The 26,091-nt window shown below is 67.5% G+C and carries 17 protein-coding genes and 1 pseudogene; 3 read left to right on the top strand and 15 right to left on the bottom strand.

Annotated elements, in window-relative coordinates:
* Positions 1–112 precede the first annotated feature (112 nt).
* Together C8258_RS23155 and C8258_RS23150 are read left to right on the top strand one after the other, a co-directional pair.
* The gene (locus C8258_RS23155) at positions 113–871 is read left to right on the top strand and encodes a YoaK family protein (protein WP_233225274.1); all 759 of its coding nucleotides are present in this window, start codon (positions 113–115) and stop codon (positions 869–871) included.
* A gap of 131 nt (positions 872–1,002) precedes the next feature.
* Positions 1,003–1,407 (top strand): annotated as a pseudogene (locus C8258_RS23150) (Uma2 family endonuclease); the annotation flags it as partial.
* A 159-nt stretch (positions 1,408–1,566) separates the two neighbouring features.
* Here C8258_RS23150 and C8258_RS23145 read toward each other — a convergent pair.
* From C8258_RS23145 to rplN, 4 genes are read right to left on the bottom strand one after another with little or no spacing between them, the layout of a single operon-like run.
* Complete coding sequence (locus C8258_RS23145; protein WP_025347225.1) at positions 1,567–1,752, bottom strand: type Z 30S ribosomal protein S14; 186 nt, start codon at positions 1,750–1,752, stop codon at positions 1,567–1,569.
* A 4-nt stretch (positions 1,753–1,756) separates the two neighbouring features.
* The gene (gene rplE / locus C8258_RS23140; RefSeq protein WP_036498214.1) at positions 1,757–2,320 is read right to left on the bottom strand and encodes a 50S ribosomal protein L5; all 564 of its coding nucleotides are present in this window, start codon (positions 2,318–2,320) and stop codon (positions 1,757–1,759) included.
* A 2-nt stretch (positions 2,321–2,322) separates the two neighbouring features.
* The gene (gene rplX, locus C8258_RS23135) at positions 2,323–2,637 is read right to left on the bottom strand and encodes a 50S ribosomal protein L24 (protein WP_036498213.1); all 315 of its coding nucleotides are present in this window, start codon (positions 2,635–2,637) and stop codon (positions 2,323–2,325) included.
* 1 nt (position 2,638) lies between these two features.
* Positions 2,639–3,007 carry a 50S ribosomal protein L14 gene (gene rplN / locus C8258_RS23130; protein WP_030513395.1) on the bottom strand — a complete coding sequence of 123 codons (369 nt, stop codon included), beginning with the start codon at positions 3,005–3,007 and terminating at the stop codon, positions 2,639–2,641.
* A gap of 403 nt (positions 3,008–3,410) precedes the next feature.
* Between rplN and C8258_RS23125 the strand changes: the two genes are divergently transcribed.
* On the top strand, positions 3,411–5,453 hold the full coding sequence (locus tag C8258_RS23125; protein WP_369974805.1) for a M13 family metallopeptidase: 2,043 nt from the start codon (positions 3,411–3,413) through the stop codon (positions 5,451–5,453).
* A 15-nt stretch (positions 5,454–5,468) separates the two neighbouring features.
* Here the strand turns inward: C8258_RS23125 and C8258_RS23120 are convergent, their stop codons facing one another.
* The 11 genes from C8258_RS23120 to C8258_RS23070 all read right to left on the bottom strand — a co-directional run bounded on the left by C8258_RS23120 (position 5,469) and on the right by C8258_RS23070 (position 26,078).
* On the bottom strand, positions 5,469–7,577 hold the full coding sequence (locus C8258_RS23120) for a glycogen debranching N-terminal domain-containing protein (RefSeq protein ID WP_036498201.1): 2,109 nt from the start codon (positions 7,575–7,577) through the stop codon (positions 5,469–5,471).
* A 269-nt stretch (positions 7,578–7,846) separates the two neighbouring features.
* Complete coding sequence (locus tag C8258_RS23115) at positions 7,847–8,950, bottom strand: alkane 1-monooxygenase (RefSeq protein WP_106957001.1); 1,104 nt, start codon at positions 8,948–8,950, stop codon at positions 7,847–7,849.
* A 314-nt stretch (positions 8,951–9,264) separates the two neighbouring features.
* Positions 9,265–10,581, bottom strand: coding sequence for a lipase family protein (locus tag C8258_RS23110; protein ID WP_146161310.1), 1,317 nt, complete (start codon positions 10,579–10,581; stop codon positions 9,265–9,267).
* 101 nt (positions 10,582–10,682) lie between these two features.
* Positions 10,683–11,831, bottom strand: a complete 1,149-nt coding sequence (locus tag C8258_RS23105; RefSeq protein ID WP_158271299.1) for a lipase family protein — start codon at positions 11,829–11,831, stop codon at positions 10,683–10,685.
* A gap of 326 nt (positions 11,832–12,157) precedes the next feature.
* A complete protein-coding gene (locus tag C8258_RS23100) occupies positions 12,158–12,967 on the bottom strand; it encodes an ABC transporter permease (RefSeq protein WP_233225273.1) in 810 nt (269 codons plus the stop codon).
* On the bottom strand, positions 12,964–13,749 hold the full coding sequence (locus tag C8258_RS23095; protein WP_106956979.1) for an ABC transporter permease: 786 nt from the start codon (positions 13,747–13,749) through the stop codon (positions 12,964–12,966). The genes C8258_RS23100 and C8258_RS23095 overlap by 4 nt, the downstream gene beginning before the upstream one ends.
* On the bottom strand, positions 13,746–14,723 hold the full coding sequence (locus tag C8258_RS23090; RefSeq protein WP_233225272.1) for an ATP-binding cassette domain-containing protein: 978 nt from the start codon (positions 14,721–14,723) through the stop codon (positions 13,746–13,748). Before C8258_RS23090 ends, C8258_RS23095 begins: the two co-directional genes overlap by 4 nt.
* A gap of 76 nt (positions 14,724–14,799) precedes the next feature.
* Positions 14,800–17,841: a nocobactin polyketide synthase NbtC gene (gene nbtC / locus C8258_RS23085; RefSeq protein ID WP_106956977.1), complete on the bottom strand. Its 3,042-nt coding sequence runs from the start codon at positions 17,839–17,841 to the stop codon at positions 14,800–14,802.
* Positions 17,834–19,132, bottom strand: coding sequence for a polyketide synthase (locus tag C8258_RS23080; RefSeq protein ID WP_106956976.1), 1,299 nt, complete (start codon positions 19,130–19,132; stop codon positions 17,834–17,836). The genes nbtC and C8258_RS23080 overlap by 8 nt, the downstream gene beginning before the upstream one ends.
* Positions 19,129–19,881 (bottom strand): thioesterase II family protein, encoded by a 753-nt coding sequence (locus C8258_RS23075; protein ID WP_106956975.1) that lies wholly within the window; start codon positions 19,879–19,881, stop codon positions 19,129–19,131. The genes C8258_RS23080 and C8258_RS23075 overlap by 4 nt, the downstream gene beginning before the upstream one ends.
* Positions 19,882–19,904: 23 nt before the next feature.
* Positions 19,905–26,078 carry a non-ribosomal peptide synthetase gene (locus C8258_RS23070; protein ID WP_106956974.1) on the bottom strand — a complete coding sequence of 2,058 codons (6,174 nt, stop codon included), beginning with the start codon at positions 26,076–26,078 and terminating at the stop codon, positions 19,905–19,907.
* Positions 26,079–26,091 lie beyond the last annotated feature (13 nt).

Below are 26,091 nucleotides of genomic sequence, written 5' to 3'. Positions count from 1 at the left end.
CGATGCAACATGTTCCAGTTGAAACCCGGCGAAAAATTCACAGCTTTTTCTGAGGCGAACCCGATACGATTTGTCCCATTCGCCCACGACAGACAACAACTCAGGGAGCTGTATGCCTGCCATGAGCCTCACCCCCAAGCACCGTGCGCTCGTTCTCGGGTACGGATCGCTGCTCGCCACAGTCGCGGGCTTCGTCAATGCCGTGGCCATCCTCACTTTGGCTTTTCCGGTCGCCAATGTGACCGGAACAACCACCCAGCTGGGCATGGACGCCGCGAACCCGTGGTTGTTCGACGGCGGCCTGCTCGCCTTCATCCTCATCGGATTCCTGATGGGAGCGGCCGCCGCCGGCGCGACGCTGTCACCGACCAAGCCCCATGCCGGAGCCCGGCACAGTGCAGTCATGACTGTCGAAGCATTCCTGCTGGTGCTGGCCTTCACCTGGTCGCACTATGCGTTGTCGATCTTCTTCGCAGCGGTCGCCTGCGGACTGCAGAACGGAACGACCTCCAGCCTGCGCACCATGCAACTGCGCACGACCCACTTCACCGGCACCGTCACCGATCTCGGCCTCATCATCGGACGTTCCCGCTGGCACGGTGTCGACAGTTGGCGGATCACCGTACTTTCGGCCACCGTCGTCACATTCATCGTCGGCGGTATCGTGGGCACCGTCCTGGGGACCGAGATCGGCGAGGCCGCGCTGCTGCTGCCCGCCGTGGTGTGCGTGGTGATCGCGATCGCCGGGCTCGTCTACGATCGCAACCTGCGGGAGGCTGCATCGTCGGGCGAACCCCAGCAACCGGACCCCGGCGAACCCGAAGATCCGGCTCTACGCACCAGTTCCTCCGCGATGTACCGGGTCGGCTGAACATAACCACTGCGCGCGGCGAGCCAGTCCGCTGAACTAATCGTGCAAACCTCGCCGAATTTTGCGGTTTTCCCACATTTCGGCCGAGGTTTGCACGACAGTGCTGGCGAGCGCGCACCGAGACGAATGTCTTCTTCGGGTCGACGGGGAAATCCGATTTCGTCACGCCGGATTTTCTCGTCACCCGCTGTCTGCCGAACCCCTATCAGGATGTCCGTGCCGCCGATGTCTTGTTGGTCGGCGAGGTGCTGTATCCCTCGAATTCTCAAACCGATATGGACGATAAGCGGGCCCGCTACGCGCGCGGAGGGATCCCCTGGTACTGGGAGGTCACTTCGGAACGCGAGAAGAGCGCGATAGCCATGATCCGCATATTCGCACTGGAACGAACCCACGGCGCACTGCCCGCCGGCGTCCATCCCCTGTATCCGGCCAACTACCTGCTCACGGCCAAGTGGACACCGAAGGTCTCGGCAGCGATCGACACCGAATTCCCCTTCCCCATTCAGATCCCGTGGTCGGACCTCGAGTTCTGAGCCGTGGTCAACGGGCTGGCCGCATATTCAAGTATTAAAGGTCGTCGGCGTCCGAGCAGAACTCCTCAACACAAGAAAGGGTACGGACTCCTCGGAGTCCGTACCCTTTCTCGATTCGGTTATCGCGCGGAACGCGGGCGCTGCCTCAGCAGCGCGAGCTCACCAGGAGCTCTTGTGCACGCCCGGCAGCTCACCGCGGTGCGCCATCTCACGGACGCAGACGCGGCACAGGCCGAACTTGCGGTAGACCGCGCGGGGGCGGCCGCAGCGCTGGCAGCGGGTGTAGCCACGAACGGCGAACTTCGGCTTCGCGGCGGCTTTGTTGACGAGAGCTTTCTTAGCCATGTGCTCAGTTCTCCTTGAACGGGAAGCCGAGGTGCTTGAGCAGGGCGCGGCCCTCCTCATCGTTGGTCGCGGTGGTCACGACCGTGATGTCCATACCGCGCGGACGGTCGATGGAGTCCACGTCGATCTCGTGGAACATCGACTGCTCGCTCAGGCCGAACGTGTAGTTGCCGTTGCCGTCGAACTGCTTCGGCGACAGGCCGCGGAAGTCGCGGATACGGGGCAGCGCGATGGACACCAGGCGGTCCAGGAACTCCCACATGCGGTCGCCGCGCAGCGTGACGCGCGCACCGATCGGCATACCCTCACGCAGCTTGAACTGCGCGATGGACTTGCGGGCCTTGCGGATCTCCGGCTTCTGACCGGTGATCAGGGCCAGGTCGTTGACGGCGCCGTTGATCAGCTTGGCGTCGCGGGCGGCGTCACCGACACCCATGTTGACGACGACCTTCACCACGCCCGGGATCTGCATCACGTTGGCGTAGTTGAACTCGTTGTTCAGCGCGTCCTTGATCTCCGCGCGGTAGCGCAGCTTGAGACGAGGCTGAATGTTCTCTGCGGTGGTCATGCTCAGATGTCCTTCCCGTTGCGACGGGAGATGCGCACCCGCTTGCCGTTCTCGTCGGTGCGGTAACCCACCCGGGTCGGCTTGCCGTCGGAGTCGACAACCATCACGTTGGACACGTGGATGGGCGCCTCCTGGGTCACGATGCCGCCGGAGCTGGCGCCGCGCTGGTTCGCGGAGTTCGCGACGTGCTTCTTGATCCGGTTCACGCCCTCGACCAGGACCTTGTCGGTCGCCGGGTAGGCCTGGATGACCTTGCCCTTGGCGCCCTTGTCCTTACCCGAGACGACGATCACGGTGTCGCCCTTGTGCACCTTCATGTCAGAGCACCTCCGGGGCCAGCGAAACGATCTTCATGAACCGCTTGTCACGCAGCTCGCGGCCGACGGGGCCGAAGATGCGGGTGCCACGCGGATCGTTGTCCGCCTTGATCAGCACCGCGGCGTTCTCGTCGAACTTGATGTACGAACCATCCGGACGACGACGCTCCTTGACGGTGCGCACGACGACCGCCTTGACGACATCACCCTTCTTGACGTTGCCGCCGGGGATGGCGTCCTTGACGGTGGCGACGATGACGTCGCCGATACCGGCATAGCGACGCGACGACCCGCCGAGCACGCGGATGCACAGAATCTCCTTGGCACCCGTGTTGTCGGCGACGCGCAGTCGCGACTCCTGCTGAATCACTTCAGCTCCTCCTAGACCTGGACGTAATGCACGCCGGATTGCCGACCCGACGGGCATGGTCAGTTGCCCTTCGACGGACCTTGACGGCCCGCTCCCGCACAGTAGCGGGGCAGCGCCTGCCAGCGGTTTTGCACGATCGGGAAGATCAACCACTGTGGGTTCGCGGCCGAAGTGCGGGCACAATGCCCGCAGGCAACCCGACAAGTGTAGCGAAGCCGCAGGTCGCGCCCAAATCAGGGGCGAGCGAGGCATCGGGCGAGGCCGGCCCCCACAGGTGGCGGTCGAACTCAGCCGATACTCAGCAGGTTCGGTTAGCCTCTCACCGACGCGACCGGCCCCGCCTCCGGGTGGGGCCACGGTGTCGTCGCGCAGGTGCACGATGAAGTCGGGGAGAGGATTTTCTGTGACATCGTCCGGTCGCCAGGTCCGCCTGGGTCGCCGCTCGTTCCTGATCGCCCTCGGCGCGGTGCCGGTGGCCACCGCCCTGGTGGCGTGCAACAGCGACGACACGAAGCCCAAACCTCTCACCGGCCCCGATCTGTCGGGCGTCGACCCCGCGGTGCGGCCGCAGGACGATCTGTACCGCAATATCAACGGCACCTGGCTGCGCACCTACCAGCTGCCGCCGGACAAGGTCTCCTACGGCACCTTCGCCGAGGTGTCCGATCGGGTCGAAGGACAGCTACGCGAGGTCATCGACGGGATCCACGATCCGAAGGACGGGTCGGAGGGCCAGCAGATCCGCGACCTCTACGACGCGCGGATGGATCTGGACACGCTCGAGAAGCTCGGCACCGCCCCGCTGCAACCGCTGTTCGCCCGGATCGACGGGGCGCAGAACAGGGCCGATCTCGCGAAGGTCATGGGTGCGCTGCCGCTGGGCGGTCTGATCGGGCTGGGCGTGAGCATCGACCGCAAGAATTCGAACGCCTACATTCCGGCGGTGGGACAGTCCGGCCTCGGCATGAGCGAGCAGTACTACCGGAAACCCGAATTCGCGCAATATCTTTCGGCGTACCAGACGCTGCTGCACAAATTGGCGACCGGCGCCGGCCTCCCGGATCCGGACGGTGCGGCCGAACGCACCCTGGACCTGGAGAAGCGCATCGCCGCCGGTTACTGGGACAACGTCCGCACCCGCGACGCCGACGCCACCTACAACCTCATGGCGTGGAACGAGATGACCACGCTCGCACCGGGTTTCGACTGGGAGCCGTGGCTCGCCGGCAGCACCGACCGGCCCAAGGATCTGTTCGCGAAGATGGTCGTCGGCGAACCGTCGTTCGTCACCGCGGCGGGTCAGCTGTGGACCGAGGTGGATATCAACACCTGGCGGGAATGGCTGAAACTCAGCCTGCTGCGCAAATACGCCAAGTACATGAACAAGGAACTCTCGGACGCGAATTTCGATTTCCTGAAGGCCACCAGCGGAATCGAGCAGCGCCCGGAGCTGTGGAAGTCGGCGGTCGCGGTGGTCGACGCGAATCTCGGTGAGCAGCTGGGCAAGCTGTATGCGGCGAAATACTTTCCGCCGCAGGCGAAGACGCGGGCCAAGGAACTGGTCGACAATCTGCTCGCCGCCTACCGCGAGAACTTCCGCAACTCCTCGTGGATGTCGCCGCGAACCCGCGAGGCCGCGATCGCGAAACTGGACAAGATCACGGTCAAGATCGGCTATCCGGACAAGTGGGTGGACTATTCGAAGCTGAAGGTCACCCGCGGCCAACTGGTCGAATCCCTGCTCGCCATCGAGGCTTTCGAGGCGAAGCGGTCGATGGACAAGCTGGGGACGCCGGTGGACAAGGCCGAATGGGGCATGTCGCCGCAGACCGTCAACGCCTACTACGAGGCGACCTCCAATTCCATCAACTTCCCGGCCGCGATCCTGCAGGCCCCGTTCTTCGACACCGACGCCGAACCGGCGGTGAACTACGGCGCGATCGGCGCGACCATCGGCCACGAGATCGGCCACGGCTTCGACGACCAGGGTTCGAAGTACAACGGCGACGGCAATCGCGAGGACTGGTGGACCCCGGAGGACCGGGCCGCGTTCGAGGCCAAGACCAAACAGTTGATCGATCAGTACAACGCGCTGGTGCCCGAGGGACTGCCGCCCAGCGATCACGTCAACGGTCAGCTGACCGTCGGCGAGAACCTCGCCGACCTGCGCGGACTGATGATCGCGCTGGCCGCCTTCCGCATCGAGGAAGCCAAGAGCGGCCGCAACGCCCCGGACTACACCCCGATGTTCCAGTCCTGGGGCCGCAATTGGCGCGAGAAGCAGACCCAGCAGTCGCTGGAACAGCAGGTCGCGACGGATCCGCACTCCCCCGGCGAATTCCGCTGCAACCAGGTGGTGCGCAACCTGCCGGAGTTCTACACGAGCTTCGGCGTCCAGCCGTCGGACAAACTCTTCCTTCCCGAGGATCAGCGCGTCGCTCTGTGAGCTTCGCGCGACCGGTCAGTGGGTGATCAGTCGCCAATCCTCGGGAAGGTTGGCGGCCGTCACCTGCTCGCCGTCCACCGCCAGATCCACCGCTGTACCGCCGAGGCGCAGATCGGTAAGTTCCACTCTGCCCCAGCGCGCGGGGACGTGCGGGAGGACGGTCACCGTGCGGTGCGGCACATCGGGTTCGAGTCCGAGGAACGAACGGACCAGCAGCAACGGCGCGGCACTGGCCCAGGCCTGCGGGGAACACGAGGTCGGGTACGGCACCGGCGCCGAGAACCGAGAACGCTGGAAGCCGCAGAACAGCTCGGGCAGGCGGCCACCGAAAGCGGTTGCGGCGTCGAGCAATCCGTTGGACAGGCGAGTGGCCAGTCCGACCGCACCTGGGATGTGACGGTAACGCAGCAGACCGGCGACGGCGATGGCGGTGTCGTGCGGCCAGACCGAACCGTTGTGATAGCTCATCGGGTTGAACGCGCCCATACCGGAAGACAATGTGCGCAAACCGAATCCGGAGTCCATCTCGGCGGTCGCCAGATGGTGCACCAGCTGCTCGGCATGTTCGTCGGTCACGATGCCCGACCACAGGCAATGCCCGACATTGCTGGTGAGCGCATCGACGCGGCGTTTGTTGCCGTCCAAAGCGACGGCGTACCAGCCCTTTTCGGGAATCCAGAACGCTTCGGAGAATTTCGTCCGCAGTTCGGCGGCGTGTTCGCGCAGCTTCTCGGCCTTGTCCGACTGCCCGAATTCCTCGGCCAGTTCGGCGCGGGCCAGAATCGCCGCGTAGACGTAGCTCTGCACCTCGCACAGCGCGATCGGCGCCTGGGCGAGATGTCCGGCCGCGTCGTTGATGCCGTCGAAGCTGTCCTTCCAGCCCTGATTGATCAGGCCACGGTCGGTCGCGCGCTGATATTCGACGAAGCCGTCGCCGTCACGGTCGCCGAAATGCGACATCCAGTCGAGCGCCGCGTCGGCCGCCGGCAGTAGCGTCTGCACGGCCTCCGGCGAGGCACCCCACCGCCGGGTCTCGGCCAGCAGCATCACGAAAAGCGGTGTGGCGTCGACGGTTCCGTAGTACACCTCACCGCCCAGGGCCAGTCCGCCCGCCGGACCGCGCCGGATCTCGTGCATGATCCGGCCCGGTTCCTCCTCGGTGAGGGCGTCGACCTGCTGGCCCTGCATTTCGGCCAATTGCTGCATGGTGCCCAGGGCGAGCGAGGAGTCCAGCGGCAGCGCCATCCACGCGGTGAGCAGCGAGTCGCGGCCGAACAGCGTCATGAACCACGGGGCGCCGGCGGCGACGAAGGTGCGATGGCGGCGTTCCTCGCGAATCTGCAACGCCCCCAGGTCGCTTTCGGTGCGCTGCAGAATGGCGGTGAGCTGCGGATCTCCGGTGGTGAGTTTGGTGGCGGTGTCACGCCACGCAGCCATCTTGCGGCCCGGTTCGCTGCTGCGGTAGTGCTCGCCGGGGCGTAACGCGACATGCACCCGCTGATTGGCGACCGTCGGCTGGGCCAGGATCTCGGTCTGCCAGCGCCCGGTGGCGGGCACGACGATGCGCCAGGTCAGCGAGCCGGGCAGCACAATCGGCAGTTCCGAGGACGAGACCGCCAGGCCGCGGGCGCGGTCGGAGCGGTCGTTGAGCAGCAGTTCGTTGTCGGTGACCAGTATTTCGGCCCGGCCGTGCCCGGCCCGGCCCTCCTTGACGGCGAACAGATCCACGAAGTCGGCGTCGGCGCGCAGTTCCAGCACCACGGCCGTGGGTTCGCGGCCGAGATTCTCCAGGATGACCGTCTCCCGCATACCGTCGGCGACGAGGCGTTCGCGCACCACCAGCAGACTGGAATCGGCGGCGCCCGACCGCGGCGGCCGCCGCAGGATGAAGCGCGCGGTGAAGGCCTCCGGACTGAGCACCGACAGCGGTTCGAGCCGCTGCCCGTCCACCCGCAACTCCCAGCGCGACACCACGCGGGCATCGCGATAGAACAGGCCCTGCGACGTTCCCGATTCCACATCGCCGACCCGGTCGGACAGGCAGAAGGTGCTGCCCTCGACCAGCGTCACCGAACCGTTGAGCAGGGCGGGTTCGCCGCCGTTGAGAGGTGAGGGCCCGGTCATCGCGCATCACCCCCTCGGGGGTGTCGCGGCGCCGCGACAGGCGCGGTAGATCGTTTCGTCGACTCGAACATCACCATCGCGAACGGCTCCTCCCTGATCACCGGCGACAACCGATCCGGCTCGAGGTGTGCGTGGGCCTATCCGACAACGTTCGTGCGAGAACGTCTCGATCATCGAGAGTAACCGCTGGACGGTGTTCGGCACGGCCGATCCCTCGACCACGTCACAAATCCGTGCTGCGGCCCAGCAGGGTGGATCGCGGACGGGACTCAGCGCGCGCGATCGCCGGCTCCCTCGACAGGCCGTTTGCGCGGCGGTTTGACGTTGACCAGGCTGCGGTCACCGCCGTAGTGGTCCAGCACCCGGGGATCGATCACCGCGCGCCACAGCGGCGGCACCGCGGCCAGCAGGACCATCCCGGCATACCCCATCGGAAGCTGTGGCGCCTGCTCGACGCTGCGCAGGGTCTGGTAGCGGCGGCCCGGATTCGCGTGGTGGTCGCTGTGGCGCTGCAGATGGAACAGGAAGATGTTGGTGACCAGGCTGTCGCTGTTCCAGCTGTCGCGCGGCGAGCAGCGCCCGAATGTGCCGTCGGCGCGCCGCACGCGCAGCAGGCCGTAGTGCTCGACATAGTTCACCGTTTCGAGCAGAAGGGCGCCGATCAACGCCTGCACGGCCAGCCACGGGATCACGCGCGGGCCGAAGCACAGGATCATGGCGCCGAACAGCACGACGCTCATCGACCAGGCCTGCAGCAGATGATTCTCGTAGCTGAACCACCGCTTGTTCCTGCGTGCCAGCCGGTCCCGTTCGAGCCGGAACGCCGAGCGGAGCCCGCCGAACATGCTGCGCGGCAGAAACACCCACAGGGACTCGCCGAAACGGGCGCTGGCCGGGTCATCCGGGGTCGCGACGCGGGCATGGTGGCCGCGGTTGTGCTCGACGAAGAAGTGCCCGTACGCGGATTGCGCGAGCGCGATCTTCGACAGCCATCGTTCCAGATGCTCGGACCGGTGGCCGAGTTCGTGGGCGGCGTTGATCCCGATGCCGGACACCACCCCGAGAGTGACGGTGAGACCGAGTTTGTCGACGAACGACAGCGCGGGGTCCGCCCACAGAAAACCCGCGACGAACAGGCCGAAGAATTGCATCGGCAGGAACAGGTAAGTGCACCAACGGTAGTAGCGGTCGTTGGAGAGCGCTTCGTAGTCCTCGTCGTGCGGATTACTGCCGTCGTTCCCGATCGTCCAGTCCAGCAGCGGAATGACCACGAATACGATGATCGGCCCGATCCACCAGAACACCGGCGATCCGGTGAGGACCACCAGCGGGCCGGGGAGCAGGGCACAGGCCGGTGCTATCAACCCCAGCATCCATAGGTAGCGCTTGGGGTCGCGGGCTCGGGATTGTTCGAAGATCGCCATGTACTTCTCGCTGTCCAGGAGTGACACCAGATCGAGAATGCGGCCGCGCGAAGCGGCGCCGGCCTGAAATATGAAGCGGCGTAGGCCTGAAACATCCAGAGTAGCCGTTCATGCCAGGCTGTCCAGAGATCACCGAAAAAGACCTATCGACGTGCAGATACCCCGAAATCACCAAGGTATGACAGCATTTTTGGGGGCGTTTTCCGATCCGAGACGACACGACGCCGCCCACCCCGGTCGGCGGGCGGCGTCTGTCGGGCTCGCTACGGCAGCGCGGCGCAATTGCTCGGCGCGGGCAGACCCGCCAGCCGATCGGTCATCCATGAATTCGCGGTCATCAGCGACGGGAAATAGGCCAGGTCGTGGGTGCCCACGACGCCGGTGACAGCGGGCAGCTGCGGATTCGCGTCCAGCTGAACCGCAGTGCCACCGGCGCACCAGCCGGCGGCCACCGCACGAACCGGCGGATACGGCGTGCCCTCGTCGTTCGCGGCCGAGGCGATGAGCACCGGCATCGAGGGCGCCATGGTTCCGATGCGCTGCTCGTCGAATGCCGCTTTCAGCGCCGGAGATCGGTCTATGACCGCGGTGAGAGGTTCTCCGCTATTGGTGATTTGGGTGATTCGCCGTATTTGAATATCCAATGACGCCGCAATGGCGCACTTGCCCAGAGCGTCGTTCATCAGTCCTTTACCAGCATCGTTGATTTCGGCATCGAGAATCGGACGCGTTTCGGGATAGTCGGCGGCGATGCCGTTGAGGGTGAACGGCGCGGAGGATCCGACTCCGTGCTGGCCGTAGTTGTAGCCGATGAAACTCTCCGGGTCGACGATGGGCCCGCCGATGTAGGCGCCGCGCACGTTCAGTTCGGGCGCGTACTTCGATTGCAGTTCGGCGGCGCCGGCCGAGGCCATGCCGCCTTGAGAGTAGCCGAATAGAATGACCGGCGAGTTCGGATTCAGCCCGGTGCCCGGAAGCTGCAATGCGGCACGCGCGGAGTCGAGTACGGCATACGCCTGCGCTTTCCGGTTCAGGAAGTCGTGCACATCGGGTGTGCCCAGCCCGTGATAATCGGTCAGCACCACGGCCATACCGCGCGCGAGCAGCGACGTCAGCGCGATGACGTCGTATTCGGCGATGAGGTCGTACGGCGGCTGGAACTGGGCCAGCTGCGGCAGCACCTTCGACGGCGCGCACTGATCGCCTTGCCCCTGCGAGCCGACTCCGTATGCGACCAGCGGACGTTCACCCGGGCCGGTCCACGGCAGCGTCGGCTGCAGATAGGTCGCCACCACCGCGGTCGGAGCGTCGTGAGTGTCGCTGCTGGTGTACATCATTCGCGTCGACGCCGCCGGCACGACACCCGGCTGGCCGGGCGCCGACATCACCAGTGCTGCCGGTTGGGCGCGAAGGATCGCGCCCGGTGGCATCGGCGGTACCGGCGGCGGCATGTAGAAATCATCGGCAGCGACCTCCGCAGCCGGTTGCGGCGACGCGGGTGGCGCGGAGATCGCCGCGCCCGCGATAACGACGAGCGAGCCGAACAGAACTGCGTTCCATCTGCGGTTCAAGCCCCTCACGATCGATCCTTCCCTGCGTTATCGGCGGATAAATCTCGAGCGTCGAGCGATCGAACATCAGCGGCCCGGATGAACGCCCTCGCCCATCCGGGCACGGGCCGCTACGGCAGCGCGGCGCAGTTGCTGGCCGCGGGCGCGGCCGCGAGCCGATCGGTCAACCACATCTGCGACGCCGCCAACGACGGGAAGAACGCGAGATCGTGGGTGCCGATGACACCGGAAATCGGTGGCAGCTGGGAGTTCGTGTCCATCTGCACCGGCACGCCACGACTGCACCACGCGGCGGCCACATCTCGGATGGGCGCGAACGGCGCACCCTCGTCGTTCCTCGCCGAGGCGATGAGCACCGGCGCCGACGGCGTGCCGCCGCCGATGCGCTGATCGGCGAAAGCCCGGCTCAACGCCGGGGACCGGTCGATCACCGTGGTGAGTGGCTGTCCGCTGGAGGTGAACTGGGCCGTCTGCCGCTGCGGATTGTCGATCGATACCGCGATGGCGCATTTGCTCTCGGCATCGCGCAGCAGCGCCTTACCCGCGTCGTTGAGTTCGGCGTCGAGTTCCGGACGAGTGTCGGGATAGTCGGCGGCGATACCGTTGAGCGTGAAGCCGACCGCACCGGACAGGCTCGGCTGTCCCTCGTTGAAGCCGATGAAGTATTCGGGATCCACCACCGGCCCGCCGATGTACGCGCCACGCATATTCAGTTCGGGCGCATAGCTCGGTTGCAGTTCGGCCGCACCGGCCGAGGCCATACCGCCCTGGGAGTAGCCGTACACGATGACCGGCGACTGCGGTCCCAGGCCGTTGTTCGGCAACTGCTGTGCGGCCCGCGCCGAATCGAGTACCGCATAGGATTGCGCTTTCCGATTCAGGAAGTCGTGCATTTCCGGTGTGCCCAGCCCGTGGTAATCGGTGACCACGACGGCCATCCCGCGCGACAGCAGCGAATACAGCGCCAACACATCGTATTCGGCGATGACGTCGAACGGCGGCAGGTATTGGGCGAGCTGCGGGAGCAATTTCGAGGGCGCGCATTGATCGCCCTGCCCCTGCGTGCCGACCGCGTACGCGACCAGTGGGCGTTCACCGGGGCCGGTCCACGGCAGGATCGGCTGCAGATACGTGCCCGTCACCGCGGTCGGCGCGTCGTGCGTGTCGTTGCTGAGATACATCATGCGTGTCGAGATCGCCGGGACGACGCCGGGTTGCCCGGGTGCCGAGAACAGCAACGACGCAGGCTGGGCCCGCACGATGGCACCCGGAGGCCCCGGGGGCAACGGCGCCGGGGGAACGTAGAAATCATCGGCGGCGGCCTGCGCCGGCGGCTGTGTCCAGGCATGCGGCGCCGAAACCATTCCGCCCGCGACTGCGATGAGAGCTCCGAACAAGACAGCGGTACAACTGCGAATCCGGCTCCGCACGATTCGTCCTTTCCTGAGCTTCGGGATGCCTATCGGAACGAACAAACGGATCTCGACAGTACCGAAAAAGACGTATCGATCTTCGGGGAATCAGAATGACGGTCGGCGTGTCTCGCTAACGACTGGCTAACAAGTTGTCCGGAGGCGCGGATCGGTCAACTCTGAACGGCCCGCCGATAGCCGCGAATGGCCATGGCGCCGAAAACCACGATCAGCCCTGCCGACCATGCGACGGTTTGCAACACCGGAACCAGGAGCGGACCACCGAGGGTGAAGTTGCGCATCGCCTCGATGGCACAGCTCATCGGCTGGGCCCGCACGACCGGCTGCAACCAGCCCGGATAGTTCTGCACCGGCACGAATCCGGAATTGAAGAACATGCCGACCAGCACGACGATCGCGAACAGCTGCACCACCTTGTCGCCGGCGCTGCTCACCCCGACCGCGACGACCAGTGGCGTGAACCCGGCGATCACGATCACCGGCACCAGCAGGACGCCGATCGCACCGCCCCAGCCCTGCTGGAAACGCAGGCCCAACGCCATACCGACGGCGACGACCACGATGGTCGCCGCGAGCGCGCGGGCGCATTCGGCGGCGAGCCGGCCGGACAGCCCGGCCCAGCGATGCATCGGGAGCACCCAGAACCGGCGCAGCAGACCGCTTTCCCGCTCGGCGTACAACGACATGCCGGTACCCATCGCGCCGTACATGGCTCCGGCGACGGCGATCATCGGCACGAAACCGTAGATCGGGTCGGCCCCTCCGGTGGCGCCGAGGGATTTGTCCAGCACCAGGTCGTACATGAGCAGCAGCAGAATCGGCAGTACCAGGGTGCTGGTGATCACCTCCGGCTGCCGCGACCAGCGCCGCAGCAGGCGACCGGTCTCGACCAGGGTCTGCGATCCCAGATCGCCGATCCGGTTGCCCAGCACGGGAGAATCGCCCATCACCACCTCACTCATCCCCGGCGCCCTTCCGCTCGCACCGCGAGAACCGCGGCCACCACGAACAGCACCGCGATCCAGATCGCGGCCACGCCGAGTTCGGAGGTGTACTCCCCTGCGGCCAGTCCACGCAGCGCGTCGGTGATCCGGGAGACCGGCTGATTGCGCACGTACGGCTGGATCCAGTCCGGGAAGCCCTGGACCGGAACGAATCCGGTGGAGGTCATCACCAGCAGCAGCTGCGGACCGAACAAGACGGTGCCGCTGAGTTCGCTGTTGCGGGTGATGGTGCCGAGCGCATCGGTGGCGATCACCAGGGTGGCGCCGAAGGCCAGGACCACCAGCACGAAGACCAGCGCGGAATCCGCGCTGTGGAATCGGAATCCGAAACTCGTGCCGATGACCAGCGCCCCGGCGAAGGCGGCGACGGCACGCACCAGATTCGCCGACATCCGCGCGGTCACCGGAATCCACGGCGGCACCGGCATCGCCCGCAGCCGCGTGGCCATGCCGCCGACGACCTCTCGCGCCGCCCGGTCGCCGGCGAACATGGAGGTGAAGAACATGGCGAAGACCGCGATCAGCGGAAGCAGATACTGGGCGTAGTCGATACCGCCGGCTTCCATCGAATGCCGCAGCGGCACATAGAAGCAGACGAAGAACACCACGGGCGCCGCGAAGGCCAGCACGAGATCGCCTTCGCGCAGGGCGCTGCGAATCATGCGCCCGCTCAGGGCGGACCACTGCAGACCGGCCGGAACCCGGAACAGTTCCGGCGTTTCGGTGGTCGCCGCGGTCATGCCGATACCTCTTCGGCCGGTTTGGTCAGCTGGATGAAGACCTCGTCGAGGGAGGGGCGGCGCAGCGCGATGTCGATCAATTCGATTCCCGCGGTGTTGATCCGGTCGAGCGCCTCCGACAGCGTCACCGCGCCGCCGGGCGCCGGCACCGACACCCGGTCCTGCGATTCGGCGATCGTGACCTCGCCCAGGTTCGCCAGCGCGGCGGCCACGGCCGGCACATCCGCGGCGTCGACCGGAACGACCTCGCAGTAGCTGTCGCCGGAGCGGGCCTTGAGCTGATCGGCGGTTCCCTCGGCGATCACGGTGCCCTTGTCGACGACGATGATGTTGTCGCTCAACGCATCCGCCTCCTCGAGGTACTGGGTGGTGAGCAGGATCGTCACGCCCTGTTCCTTGAGCGAGCGCACCAGCGCCCACAGGCTCTGGCGGCTGACGGGGTCCAGGCCGGTGGTCGGTTCGTCGAGGAATACGACGCGTGGCGGGCGGACCAGTCCGCAGGCGATGTCGATGCGCCGGCGCATACCGCCGGAGTACTGGCCGACCCGTCGTTGCGCCGCCTCGGTGAGCGCGAACTGTTCCAGCAGTTCCTCGGCGCGCTGAGCGGCGGCCTTGCGCCGCAATCCCATCAGCCGGGCGAAGAGCACCAGATTCTCCCGGCCGGTGAGCATTTCGTCGAGCGCCGCGTACTGCCCGGTCAGCATGATCGACGACCGCACCTGCGCGGCCTGGGTGACCACGTCGAAGCCGGCCACCCGCGCACTGCCGGCATCGGGCCGGATCAGCGTCGACAACACCGACACCGTGGTGGTCTTCCCCGCGCCGTTGGGCCCGAGCACGCCCAGCACACTGCCCGCGGGGGCGCTGAAGCTGATACCTCTCAGCGCGCGCACCGCGCCGAAGGTCTTCTCCACGCCGTCGACGACGATCGCGTCGTCCGTATCCGCCGGACCACCCATTGAATTCGACACCATGCTCTCCGTCCGAGCGCCCGCCCTTTTACTTTGGTAAGGCTAACTTGATTATTCGACGAACTCCACCGCTTCGACATCAGCCGAGGAGCGTCACCACCTCGTCGAGGGAGGCGCCGCCGAGGATGGCGGTGACCGGGAGGTCCCGCCGCAACTCGGTCTCGACCCGCTTGCGCAGATCGAGCGCCTGCAGCGAATCCAGACCCAGCGCCACCAGCGGAACCGAGCCGTCGACGGCTTCGTCCGGCTCCAGCCCCATCACCACGCGCAGCGCATCGCGCACGGAGTCGGCGACGTCGCGTGGCGCGGCCGGAACTTCGGCGGCTGGCTCGGGTTCGGCGGCGGGTTCGGCGGGCGGCGCAGGTTCCGGCTCGTCGTCGGGTAGTGCGGCGAACAGCGGTGCGAAACCGAAGACCGAGAACAGGTCTCGGATCCGTCCCCACTGCGCGGCGGCGACCAGAACGTTGGCCGCACGCGGCGCGAAACCGGCGGCGACCGCCACCGCCGGGTCCATCGGCAGCAATCCGGTGCCGCTGATGCGGGCCAGCGCCTCGGCGTGGTCGGCGCCGACCGCCCGCCACAGACCCCACTGCACCGACGAGCATCGGATGCCCTCGGCCCGGTAGTGCGCGGCCTGCGCGTCCAGCATGCGGTTGACCGCCGAATAGACCATGTGCCCGCGCCCGCCCAGCGTGGCCGACAGCGAGGAGCACACCACGATGCGGCCGTCGTCGGTGCGCGGGAAGATGCGCGTGAGATTGTGCAGCACAACGGATTTGGCGGTCGCCGCCGCGCGGATGGCGGCCGGGTCCGGATCGGCGGCCGCCGCCTCGTAGTCCACGGCGGCGTGCACGATCAGGGTCGCCGGACTCGCGGCGTATTCCGCCGCCAGGGCGCCGAGCGCCTCCGGATCACCGGCGTCGCAGCGCCGCACGACGACCTCGGTGTCGTACCGGGCTCCGATCTCGGCGATGCGCGCCCCGGCGGCGGCCGTACCGCCGGATCTGCTGATCAGCGTGATCCGGCCCGCGCCCGCGGCGGCGAACTGCGCACAGAAATCCAGCCCCAGTTTGCCGGTGCCGCCGACGATCACGACCTCGCGCAACTCCTCCGCACGCAACGGGGCATCGCCCACGGTGTCGTCGAGGATCAGCCGTTTGGCGTAGAAGCCGCCGTCGCGCACGGCCAGTTCGGGTTCCGCGGCGACGTGGATCGCACCGAGCAGCGCCTTGGCCGCCGCGGTGGCGTCGACCCCGGCGCCCAGATCGGCATGCCGGAAGGCGACGCCCACGTGTTCGGCTGCCAGACAACGGAATCCGGCCTGCACTGCGGCATGGAACGGATCCGGCAGGTCGGATTCGACGACCTGTTCGCCGCCGCTGGTCACCAGCCAGATATCGCCGATGCCGTCCAGGTCGTCCAACCAGGCTCGGGCGCCGAGGAATTCGGCGACGTCGGGTACGGGCCCGTTCGCCGACGAGGGCGGGACCAGCACCACCACGGTGTCCGGCCTTGTGCCGGAACCCGGCTCGACGACCGTGGCGCCCTGGCGCGGCGCGGCCGCGCGGACGGCAGCCGCGAGTTCTTCGTTCGCGCCGGCCGGATCGATCACCACGAAGGTCCGTGGCGGCACCATCGTTCGCCGCTGCAACCGGGTCCAGGTCTCCACCACCCGTTGCGGGGCGACCGTCGAGTCGTCGGAATCGCTGTCGGTGAGCGGCTTGTGCGCGGCGCGTGCGTAATCGAACGGCGCCCACAGCGATTTGGCGCTCATCTGCGTATTGGGGAAGTCGAGCAGCGGCAGGGCGGGCACACCCCCGTCGCCGGGTTCGCGCAGCGCCTCCCATCGATAATTCGCGTCGTGCACCGCGACGGTCGCCAGATTGCGGGTGAATTCCCGCAGATCCGCGGCGGTGCGGCGCGAGGTGCCCAGCGCCTGGAATTCCCGCTGCCCCGAAATCTCCGCCAGATTCTCTTGCATCGCCAACATCAGCGTCGGATGTTCGGAGATCTCGAGGAAGGTGGTCACCCCGGCGTCCGCGGCTTTCCGGATCGCCAGGTCGAAACGCACCCGGTTGCGCAGGTTCAGGTACCAGTAGTCGACGATCGACAGACCCGAATGGATGCGGTCGCCCATGGTGGCGCCGATACAGTCGATTTCGGTGTCGGCGAAGGTATGGTTGTCCATCTCCGGACCGACCGTGGCAGCCAGCAATTCGCGCCCGGTACTCACGTAGGAGGTGTGCGCCGGATACTGGACGCGGATTTCCTTCGCGAATTTCCCTGCGGCGTTCAGTGTTTCGACAATGCCCACGACCGCGGCGCGTTCGCCGGAGATCGCGATGATGTGGCGGGAGTTGATCACCGACAGCTCCACGAAGTCGGCCTGCCGCGCGATCAGGTCCTCGCACTCGTCGCGATCGATGCCGAGCACCGCCATGGAATAGCCATTCAGCTTGCGATCGTCGACGATCTGCGCCCGGGTGGTGACGATCCGCACCGCGTCCCGCAGGGTCTGGGCCCCGCTCACACAGGCTGCGGCGATCTCCCCCTGCGAATGCCCCACCGTCACTGCCGGGGCGACCCCGGCGGCCTGCCACATCGCGGCCACACCGACCATCTGCATGAACAGTGCCGGTTGCACGGTCAGCGCCTTGTCGTCGGCCTGCCGGTCGGCCTCGAGCAGATAGGCCCGCGGTGACCAGCCGTAGAGATCGTGAAAGACCTTGTCGCACTCGTCGACTGCGTCGCGGTAGGCCGATGAGTGCTCGTAGAGCATCGCGCCCATGCCCGGGCGCTGGCTGCCCTGACCGGGAAAGACGTAGGCCACACGCTGCGCGGTCGCGGCGCGCTCCGATCGCACCACCGCCGGATGCGGGCGGCCGTCGGCCACGGCGCGCAGCGCGGCGATCACGTCGGTCTGCGCATCGGCCATCACCAGGGCACGGTGGCGGCGCGGCGACCGGGTGCGAAACAGCATGTCGGCCACGCGATCCGGCGTCACCTCGGGATGGCCGGCGAGGTAGTCCGCGATCGCGGCCGCCTCCGATCCCAGCAGATCCGGATTGTCGCTGCACAGCAGGATCGGAACGCTGCCGTCGGGCAGGCGGTAGCTAGACATGACTCTCCTCTTCGGCCGGAACGGCCAGCAGCGCATGGGCATTCGTGCCCGAGACGCCGAACGACGACACCGCCGCGTAGCGCACACCGTCGTGCGGCTGCCAGTCCTCGAGCTTCGCGGCCAGCCGCAAACCGGTCGCGTCCCAATCCACCTTGCCGGTCGGATTGTCGGCGAAGCGGGTCGGCGCGATCTGACCGTGCAGACCGCTGAGCAGCACCTTGATCAGGCCGAGCATGCCCGCCGCCGCCTGGGCGTGGCCCAGATTCGATTTCACCGAGCCCAGGCGCGCGGAGCCCGAACCGTAGACGCGGTCCAGCGCCTCGAGTTCAAGTGGGTCCCCGACCGCGGTCGCGGTGCCGTGTCCCTCGATCATGCCGACGACCTCGGGCGCAATACCCGCTGCCGCCACGGTCGCGCGGATCAGCCGCTCCTGGGCGCGGCTGCTCGGCACGGCGATCGGCGCCCCCGCGCCGTTGTGATTGACCCGGGTGGCGAGCACCCGGGCGTAGATCCGGCGACCGGCCGCACGGGCCCGCGATTCGCGTTCCAGTACGAGAACGCCCGCGCCCTCGCCCCACAGCGTGCCGTCGGCGGCATCGGAATACGGTTTGCACTGCCCGTCCGCGGCCAGCGCGTTGTTCTTGGAGAATTCGAAGAACGCGGCGGGCGAACCCATCACGCACACGGCCCCGGCCAGCGCCCAGTCACATTCCCCGGCGCGGATCGCCGCCGCCGCCATATGCACCGCCGACAGTGACGAGGCACAGGCGGTGTCGACCACGATCGACGGGCCGCCGAGACCGAGACAGTTGGAGATCCGCCCCGCCACCGCCCCGAGCGCGGCACCGGCCGCGCGGTAGCCGGAGTAGTCGTTGACCTCGGCGCCGTGCGGACCGTATTCGGTCGGTGAGGCGCCCATATAGCAGCCCACCTCGTCACCGTCGACGGCCGCGGGATCGATGCCGGCGTTCTCCAGCGCCCGCCAGGCCACCCGCAGCGCCACCCGCTGCTGCGGATCCATCGCGACGGCCTCGCGCGGGGTGATGCCGAAGAACATCGGATCGAATTCCGCTGCGCGAGCGAGGAATCCGCCGGCGTCGCAGACCGGGGCCCAGCCTTCGTGGCGCGACAGGTTCAGCAGTTCGGCGAGCGGCCAGCCCCGGTCGCGCGGGAACGGCCCGGTCAGATCGCGGGCCTGCGACAGCGCCGCCCAATACTGGCCGGGCGTCTCGATGCCGCCGGGCGCCTCGACGGCAAGGCCGCTGACGACGATCGGATCCGCCTCGCTCATGATGTGGTCTCCAGTTCCGCGATCAGCAGCTCCGCGATGCCCTCGACGTGGTCGTGCAGGTAGAAGTGGCCACCGTCGAACATCGACACCGACACGTTCGAGTCGGTGTGCTGCTGCCAGCCGTAGAGGTCGCCCATGGTGACGTACTCGTCGTCGTTGCCGCCCATCGCCTGGATGGGAGCCTGCACCCGCACATCCTCGGGGCACGAGTAGCGGTCGAAGGCGGCGTAGTCGGCCTTCAGCGCCGGGAGCGCCATCCGCATCAGCTCGCGATTGCCGAGCAGATCCGAGCCGGTGCCCTCCAGCCCGGCCATATGGTCGAACAACTGTTCGTCCTCGGTGGGATGGTTCGGCATCTCGGCGACCCGCCCCGGTGGCACCGCGCCCGAAACCGCGAGCAATCGCACCGGAACTCCTTCGGATTCGGCGATGCGCACGAATTCGAAGGCCACGATCGACCCCATGCTGTGGCCCAGCACCGTGATCGGCTCGTCGCGATTCCACGGGGAGAGCGCGAATTCGTCGAAGGCGCCCTCGGCGATCTCGGGCAACGTCTGCAACGCGGCCTCGCGAGCCCGGTCCTGGCGCCCGGGGTACTGCAGCACACCGACATCGAAATGTTCGCGCAACTGCTTCGAGAAGGGCCGGTAGGTCGATGCGCCGCCGCCCGCGTGCGGGCAGATGATCAGCGGTGCGCTCGCGCCGCGCGGTGCGTGGAACTGCCGGATCCAACCGGGTGCTGCTGCCATGCTCGTATGACTCCTCATGTCTGTCACTGCCACATCCGCCGCATCACCAGCAGGCCCTGATCCTCGTCGTCGATCACGGTGGTGTCGGCGACGGCGCGGTCGGGCTGTTCGGCGATGGCGCGCAACGTATTCCGGAAGGCGGTCTCGACGATGCGGGCATCGTCGGCTTCGAAGCTGTCCTCGGCGTAGAACACCACGGCCTGCACGGCGTCGCCGGGCAGCAGGGAATTCGCCGGGAAGATCATCAGCAGCAGGGCGTTGTCGGTGGCGCCGCCGCCCTCGAACGACACCAGCTCCAAACCGCCCTCGCGCAACGAGGTTTCCAGCTCGTCGCGGCCCGGCGGATAGGACTGGAAGACGAACATGCTGTCGAACAGCTTGCGCGCCGCCGGGCCGGATCGTCCCGCCGCCCGCATCGCCGAGGTGAGCCGGTACTGGTGGTACTCCATCAGTTCCACGCGATGACGTTGCATCTCGGCGAGATGGTCGCGCCAGGTGCGGTCGCCGGCCAGGTCGATCGCGACCGGGATGGTGTTGGCGAAACAGCCGACGGCATGGTCGACGCCGTCGAGATCGGCGGGCCGGCCCGACACCACCTCACCGAACACCGTTGCCTGCTCGCCGGTGACGTACCGCAGCGCGTTCGCCCAGGCGAGCTGGCAAACCAGGCTGAAGGTGGCGCCCTGCTCCGCGGCCAGTTCGGTGGCGCGCGCGACCGTGTCGTCGTCGAGGACGAATGTGCGTCCTTCCGGCACGCCGCCACTGTCGGGCGTGCGGGCCGGGGCGACGAGGCACGGTCGCACATCCTCGAGATAACTCTGCCAGGCCGCCTCGGTGGCCTGCTCCCGATCCCGGGTGCGGCGCAGGAAGCGCGCGAACGTCTCCGGATCACCGAGCGGCTGCCCGCCGCGACCGGCGTATTCGGCGAAGATCTCGCGCGGCAGCAACTGGCCCGACCAGCCGTCGGTGAGCAGATGGTGCGAGGTCAGGACGACCATGTGGTGGTCGTCGGGAAGATGCACCACCGTCACCCGCAGGAGCGGTCCGTGCGTGAGGTCGAAATGTTCGGCCTGGTCGGCGCGGAAGAACTCCCGCAACCGCTGCTGTGCGTCGGGCAGGTCCGCGAAGTCGATCTCGCGCACCGGGATCCGCATGTGGTCGGCGACCACCGCGTACGGCTGTCCGGCATGGGACACCGAAATCGATACGCGCAGATTGGGATAGCGGTTCAGGACGGTGTCGAAGGATGCGGCCAGCAGCGGCAGGTCGAGTGCGCCGCGCACCCCGATCAGCGTCTGCACGTTGTAGACGTCGTTGCCCGCGGAGCCGAGTGCGGTGAAGTACAAGCCGGCCTGCAGCGGCGCCAGCGGATAGATGTCCACACAGCCGCGATACAGCGCCTGCCAGCGATCCAGATCCAGCTGGGACACCTCGTCGGCGACCACGTCGCTGGGCGTGAGGCGGCGAATGGGGTTGTCGCGCACTGTCTTCACGAGTTCACCCAGGCCCTCGGTCCACAGCTGGGCCAGTTCGCCGGCTTCGTCGTCGGACACCGGTCCCGCCGGGAAGCGGAAGGAGGCATGCAACCGCACGCTGTCGCCGTCGGCCAGTGCCACGGTGTTGATGTCCAGCAGGGCGGGGGCCGGCATGGCCGGATCGGCGTGACCACCCATATAGCCGAATTCCGGTGCGGCATCCCAGGTTCGGACCGATTCGCTGTCGGCGGCGCCGGAGGTGGCGAAGCGGCCCATGTAGTTGAAACTCACCTGCGGCGAGGGCGAACCCGCCAGCTCGGCGCGGGTGCCGGGGTTGAGCCGGCTCAGCAGTCCCCAGCCGATTCCCGATTCGGGCACCGCGAGCAGTTGCTCCTTGACCGCTTTCACCGCGGACTCGACCTGCTCGCCCGCATCCGGGATACGCAGCGACACCGGATAGGTGGTGGTGAACCAGCCGACGGTGTTGGCCAGATCGACTCCGCTGAACAAGGTTTCGACCCGGCCGTGCCGTTCCATCGTCACCGCCACCGCCTGCGCGTCCCGGTCGCGACGGCGGCGGAAGCGATGGATCGCCACGGCCAGCGAGGCGACCTGGATGTCGAGGAAGTCGCAGCCGAAAGCCGTGGTGGCCGTGCTCATCAGGAACGCGGTGTCGTCCGCGTCGAGGGTGGCGGTGACCTCGCGGACGGTCGCGACGGTGTCGACGGCGGGGTCCAGCGCGCGGCTGCCGAGCAGCGGATCCACCGCCTCGGCGGCCGCGCGCCAGTACGGCAGCGTCGCGAGGACGGCGTCGCTGTTCGCCACATGCACCAGGCTGGTGTTCCAGGTCTTGACCGAGGTCCCCGGTTGCGGTTCGACCGTCGCGGCCGCGACACCCCACAGGCCGCGCAGATCGTCGTGCAGAACCCGCCAGGACACACCGTCGACCACCAGGTGGTGGACGACCAGCAGCAGCCGCCCCTGCGTTCCGTCGGCGGAGTGCACCCAGGCGGCGGCGAGCATGCGGCCCGCGGCGGGGTCCAGCTGCGCGCTCAACTCGGCCAGCTGCTCGTTCAGGCGCGCACCCGCGGTGCGATCCCAGTTCTCGTCGCCGATCACGATCTCCGCGACGGTGGGCGCGGCGGCCGGCTCGTCCGGTTCCGGGACGTAATAGGCCGTGGCGCCCTGTGGATCGGTGCCGAGCCGGGCACGCAGCATCGGATGGCGTGCGGCCAGCGCCGAGACCACCTCGGCGATCTGCTCACGTGTGCTGTGCGCGGGGGCCACGACCGCGGTGGCCTGGGTGTAGGCGTGGTAGTCGCCGGATTGTTCGGTCAGCAGGGCCGCGATGGGGTTGAGCGGGATCCAGCCGGCCGGGCTGTCCGCCTCGACCAGGGCCGGGCCGCTGTTCTCGACGATCGGCTCGCACGCCGCGGCGATGCGGGCGATCGTGCGCGCGTCGAACAGGGCGCTGGTGGTGATCAGCAATCCGTACTTCTTCAACGCCGACGCCATCCGGATCGCGCTGATGGAATCGCCGCCCAAAGCCAGGAAGTCGTCGTCGGCCGCCAGCGCGGGGGTATCGCCGAGGTGCAGCACCGCGCGCACCACCTCCGCGACCGCGGCTTCGGCGCCCGCGCGCAGTTCCCGGCCGTGGCCGGTGCTGCCACCGAGATCCGGTTGTGGCAGTGCCCGGCGGTCGAGTTTGCCGTTGGCGGTCAGCGGCAGTGCCCCCAGTTTCACCAGTGCCGTGGGGATCATGTATTCCGGCAGGCGTTGTGCCAGTGCGGCTTTGATGCGCTCGGTGTTCTCGGCGTCGCCGCCGGTGGCGAATTCCGAATTCGCTTCGGGCACATAGTAGGCCACCAGCGCCAGGTCGTGGCTCTGCGCATTCTGCGGCACGGTGATCGCCACGGCGGAGGCGATGCCGGGTACGCGGCGCAGCACGGTGCCGATCTCACCGAGTTCGATGCGATGCCCGCGCACCTTGACCTGATCGTCGACGCGGCCCAGATATTCCATGCGGCCCTGCGAATTCCAGCGCACGATATCGCCGGTGCGATACATCCGGGCACCGGGCTCACCGGCGAACGGGCACGCCACGAAGGCTCCGGCGGTCAGATCGGGGCGGCGGTGGTAGCCCTGCGCGAGCTGCACACCGCCGAGGTAGAGCTCACCGATCACGCCGGGCGGGACCTGCCGCAACCGCTCGTCCAGCACGTAGACCGACGAATTCCATTCGGGCAGGCCGATGAGCGCCGGCTCGAGCGCAGCGCCGGCCGTGGCTTCGGTGGTCGTGCGGCCGGCGAAGTCCTCGTGCATGAGGTCCATCGAGCCCTCGGTGGGGCCGTAGAGGCCGAGCACCGTTCCGCCGAAGAAGCGGCTCGATTCCTCGACCAGCGCCGGCGGTACCGCCTCGCCACCCAGGTATACGTAACGCATGGATTGCAGCCGGGCCGGATCCGGTCCGGCGTCGATGAAGGCGCGAACCACGCTGGGCACCAACGAGATCTGTGTGATGCGATGCCGGTGGATGATCTCGGCGAGTGCCTCCACGTCGGCCTGCCACCACTGCGGCGGCGGCAGCACCGTCGCCGATCCGGTGCACAGCGCGTTCACCAGTTCGAAGACCGAGACGTCGAAGCCGATCGGCGCCTTCTGCAGGATGCGCTCTTCGCCGAAGCCGAGATAGTCGCGCATCCACTGCACGTGGTTGGCGATGCCGCGGTGGTGGATCACGACACCTTTGGGGCGGCCGGTCGTGCCGGAGGTGTAGAGCAGATAGGCGGGGTCGAGCGGATGCAGAGGCCGCGGCAGTGCGGCCTGTGACAGCTCCGAGCCGTCGAGTGCGGACAATCGTTCGATCACCTGCGGGGCGGTGAGATCGATTGCGGGAACCACGGTTTCGACACTCAGCGCCTTGTCGGCCGATGTCAGCAGCAGCGCCGGTTCGGCATCGCCGAGCATGTACTCGATGCGGTCGATCGGGTAGCTGGGGTCGATCGGGAAATACACCGCGCCGACGCGCAGCACCGCCGCGAACGCGATCGGCAGCCGTTCACTGCGTTCGGCGTACACACCGACGCGATCGCCGGGTCGCACCCCGTCTTCCAGCAGCAGTCGCGCGAGCCGGTTCACCCGGGTATCGAATTCGTGGTAGGTCAGTTCGATATCGCCGAACACCACGGCCGTGCGGTCCGGATAGGTGCGCGCGGAGGCGCGGATCATCGCGTCGGCGGTCTCCGCCTCGATCGGCACCGCGGCGCCGTGCGACCACTGTGCCAGCGCCGCGCGGTCGGTCGGCGACAGCGTGGCCAGCTCCGATACCCGCCGATCGGCGGTCGCGGCGGCGAGCACCAGATCGATGTACTCGTGCAGGCGATCGACCGTGACGGCGTCGAAAAGGTCGGTGCGATAGGTGATCTGGACGTCGGTCCGATCACCGTGCATGAACGTCTCCACCACCAGCGGCAGCAGGGCGGCGCCGTTGTCCATCAGCTCCCAGCTGGTGGTGACGCCCGGCAGCTGGGGGCCGTCGATCTTCTGGTGCAGGAACAGCACCATCGTGTCGAACAGGTTCGAGCCGACGTTGCCGGTCGCGGCGTTCACCGCGCGGACGATGCCTTCCTGCGGGAAATGCTTGTGCCCGAACGCGTCGGTGATCACGCCGCGCACCTGTTCGACCAGCTCGGCGAAGCGCTGATCGTCACGGCCGGCGATGTGCAGCGGGAGCATATTGCTGAGATTGCCGATCAGCAACTCCATCCCGGACTCTTCGCGGTTGGCGACGGTGGTGCCGATGACCATGTCGCCGCGCCCGGTCATCTCGCGCAGCGCGACATAGTAGGCGGCGAGGAATACCGAGAACGGGGTGGTGCGCAGTTCGGCGGTGAGGCGGCGCAGCGCGGTGTCGGCGGCCGCGCTCAGCGGGCGATCGCAGCGGGCGCCGCGTTCGGCGGCCGCCACGGGACGGCGATCGTAGGGCAGTTGCAGCTCCGGGAGTTCACCGTCGAAGCGACTCTGCCAGAAGCGAATATCCTCGGCATGGTCCTCGGCGGCGAACCGGTCGGCCTCCCATTCGGCGAAATCGGCGACCTGCAACCGCAGCGGCTCCACCGTGACCGGGCCGGTCAGTGCCTGCCGGTAGAAGTTCTCCACATCCCGGGAGAGGGCGGGCAGCGTCATCCCGTCCCACGCGATGTGTTGAATCACCACCACCGCGACCAGTTCCGCGGCGGATATCCGGACGAAGGTCACTCGCAGCGAGGATTCCGCGGTCAGATCGAAGGTTTCGCGGGCCGCGGCCTCGGTCAGCTCGCGCAAACGCCGCCGGGCCTGCTCCTCGGCGAGACCGGACAGATCCTCCTCCACCAGCCGGGGCGGCAGGTCGGCGTGGATCCGCTGATAGGGCTCACCGTCCTCATCGGTGTGATAGGTGGTGCGCAGCACCTCGTGCCGCTCGACGAGCGCGGCGAAGGCCGTGCGCAGCGCCGCCACATCGATCGGCTCGGCGTGCACCGCGCTCTCGAAGGTCAGCGCCAGGCACAGGTTGTAGGCGGAGCTGCCGGGCGAAATCTGCTGATGCGCCCACACGTAACGCTGTCCGAACGACAACGGCGCCCGCTGCGGATTCCGGCGTACCGGCACCGCCGCGGCGGTGGCCAAACCTTCCTCGGCGAGCCGAGCCGCCATCGCTACCTGCAGGTCTTCCAGCGAACGCATCTGACGAACCAAT

Source organism: Nocardia sp. MDA0666 (assembly GCF_003023875.1).
Lineage (GTDB): Bacteria > Actinomycetota > Actinomycetes > Mycobacteriales > Mycobacteriaceae > Nocardia > Nocardia aobensis.
Note: the sequence above shows the minus strand (reverse complement) of the source record. Positions and strands in the feature narration are given on the sequence as shown.

Excerpts from the sequence above, each read along its gene's own strand:
- C8258_RS23155 (WP_233225274.1), top strand. The coding sequence starts at position 113 with ATGCCTGCCATGAGCCTCACCCCCAAGCACCGTGCGCTCGTTCTCGGG.
- C8258_RS23145 (WP_025347225.1), bottom strand. The coding sequence starts at position 1,752 with ATGGCTAAGAAAGCTCTCGTCAACAAAGCCGCCGCGAAGCCGAAGTTC.
- rplE (WP_036498214.1), bottom strand. The coding sequence starts at position 2,320 with ATGACCACCGCAGAGAACATTCAGCCTCGTCTCAAGCTGCGCTACCGC.
- rplX (WP_036498213.1), bottom strand. The coding sequence starts at position 2,637 with ATGAAGGTGCACAAGGGCGACACCGTGATCGTCGTCTCGGGTAAGGAC.
- C8258_RS23120 (WP_036498201.1), bottom strand. The coding sequence starts at position 7,577 with ATGACCGGGCCCTCACCTCTCAACGGCGGCGAACCCGCCCTGCTCAAC.
- C8258_RS23115 (WP_106957001.1), bottom strand. The coding sequence starts at position 8,950 with ATGCTGGGGTTGATAGCACCGGCCTGTGCCCTGCTCCCCGGCCCGCTG.
- C8258_RS23100 (WP_233225273.1), bottom strand. The coding sequence starts at position 12,967 with ATGAGTGAGGTGGTGATGGGCGATTCTCCCGTGCTGGGCAACCGGATC.
- C8258_RS23095 (WP_106956979.1), bottom strand. The coding sequence starts at position 13,749 with ATGACCGCGGCGACCACCGAAACGCCGGAACTGTTCCGGGTTCCGGCC.
- C8258_RS23090 (WP_233225272.1), bottom strand. The coding sequence starts at position 14,723 with ATGGTGTCGAATTCAATGGGTGGTCCGGCGGATACGGACGACGCGATC.
- nbtC (WP_106956977.1), bottom strand. The coding sequence starts at position 17,841 with ATGTCTAGCTACCGCCTGCCCGACGGCAGCGTTCCGATCCTGCTGTGC.
- C8258_RS23080 (WP_106956976.1), bottom strand. The coding sequence starts at position 19,132 with ATGAGCGAGGCGGATCCGATCGTCGTCAGCGGCCTTGCCGTCGAGGCG.
- C8258_RS23075 (WP_106956975.1), bottom strand. The coding sequence starts at position 19,881 with ATGGCAGCAGCACCCGGTTGGATCCGGCAGTTCCACGCACCGCGCGGC.
- C8258_RS23070 (WP_106956974.1), bottom strand. The coding sequence starts at position 26,078 with ATGCGTTCGCTGGAAGACCTGCAGGTAGCGATGGCGGCTCGGCTCGCC.